1 protein-coding gene is annotated in these 1,888 nt (G+C 77.1%); it reads left to right on the top strand.

What is annotated here, in order from left to right:
• Window positions 1-142: 142 nt before the first annotated feature.
• Window positions 143-1,888, top strand: a 1,746-nt coding sequence (locus FK529_RS19655) for a primosomal protein N' family DNA-binding protein (RefSeq protein WP_146564331.1), incomplete at its 3' end; no start/stop codon positions are given.

Raw genomic sequence — 1,888 nt, 5'->3', positions numbered from 1 at the left:
TCGATCTGCTGCGGCCGATCTATGCGCCGACTGCGGCGTACGGGCATTTCGGTCGTACGGATGTCGACCTGCCGTGGGAGCGCACTGACCGGGTGGACGCGCTACGCACCGCCGCCGGCCTCTGACACCCACCACCACCGGTGTGACCGCACCCGGCCCCGCCGCGGCCGCACAGGCGGCCGTCGAACTCCCGATCGCCCGCGTCCTGCCCCTGCTGCAGGTCAGCCACCTCGATCGGGAGTTCGACTATCTCGTGCCGCCCGAGCTGGACGAGGAGGCCCGGCCCGGCGTGCGGGTGCGCGTCCGGTTCTCGGGCAGGCTGGTCGACGGTTACCTCCTCGAGCGGCTCCCGCGCACCGAGCACGAGGGCAGGCTCGCCCCACTGCAGCGCGTCGTCTCGGCGCTGCCCGTCCTGACCCCGCCCGTGCTGCGGCTCGTCACCGAGGTGGCGGCGCGATACGCCGGGACCCGGGCCGACGTCCTGCGGCTCGCGATCCCGCCGCGGCACGCGCGCGTCGAGAAGACGCTGCTCGAGCAGGAACCCGCCGCACCGTCGCCGCCGGAGCCGCCCGCCGCGCCCCTCGATGAGTACACGCACGGCGCCCAGTTCGCGGCCGCCGCAGTCGCCGGGCGATCGCCCCGCGCGGTCTGGCAGGCGCTGCCGGGGGAGGACTGGGCGGCGCGCCTGGCCGAGCTCGCGTCCACCGTGGTCGCGGCCGGTCGTACGGCCCTGCTGATCGTCCCGGACCAGGCCGATCTCGATCGGCTCGCCGCCGCGTGCGCGCACCTCGACCCCGCGGTGCTGGCCGCGGGCCTCGGGCCCTCGGCCCGGTATCGGCGCTGGCTCCTCGCGTTGCTCGGGCGCACCCGGGTCGTGATCGGCACCCGGAGTGCGGCCTTCGCGCCGCTGCCGGAACTGGGCCTCGTCGCGCTGTGGGACGACGGCGATGAATCCCTCGTCGAGCCGCGCGCCCCGTACCCGCACACGCGCGAGGTGCTCGCACTGCGGGCGCACCAGGAGGGCGCGGCACTGATCATCGGCGGCTTCGCCCGCACGCCGGAGGCGCAGGCCCTCGTCGAGGCCGGCTGGGCCGCCGAGATCACGGCGCCGCGCGAGCTGGTGCGCAGCCGCTCACCTCGCATCTCCGGCACCGCGGACTCGGACATCGCGCTCGCCCGCGACCCGCTCGCGCGCTCGGCCCGACTGCCGGCCGCCGCCTTCGCCGCGGCGCGAGAGGCGTTGGACGCCGATCGTCCCGTCCTCGTCCAGGTACCGCGCCGCGGCTACGCGCCCGCGCTGTCCTGCGAGCGCTGTCGCACTCCCGCCCGGTGCCGGCGCTGCCACGGCCCCCTCGAGCAGGCCGAGGGTGGCGTCCTGCGCTGCCGCTGGTGCGCGCAGGCCGACGCCTCGTACCGGTGCCCTGCCTGCGGCGGGACCACGATGCGCGCCGTCATCGTGGGCACGATGCGCACGGCGGAGGAACTCGGTCGGGCCTTCCCCGGCGCCGCCGTCACCGTCTCTGGCGGCGACACGGTGCACGCCGAGGCGCCGGCGGGCCGGCGGATCGTGGTCGCCACGCCCGGCGCGGAGCCGGTCGTCGAGGGTGGTTACGGCGCGGCGCTCCTCCTCGACGGCTGGCTGCTGCTCGGCCGGGCAGACCTGCGCGCCGCGGAGGAGACCTTCCGGCGCTGGATGAACGCGACCGCCCTGGTCGCGGCCGACGGCGCCGTGGTGTGCGGCGCCGACGCCGGGGTCCGCGCGGTGCAGGCGCTGATCCGCTGGGACGCGGCGGGCTTCGCCGCGGCCGAGCTCGCGGAGCGGGCGGAGGTCGGCTTCCCGCCGGCCACGCATCCCGCCGCTCTCGACGGTCCCGAGGCCGACGCCCGG

The organism is Tsukamurella asaccharolytica, from assembly GCF_007858435.1.
Taxonomy (GTDB): Bacteria; Actinomycetota; Actinomycetes; order Mycobacteriales; family Mycobacteriaceae; genus Tsukamurella; species Tsukamurella asaccharolytica.
The sequence above is the reverse complement of the archived record's forward strand: the minus strand, read 5'-3'. Positions and strand labels throughout refer to the sequence as shown.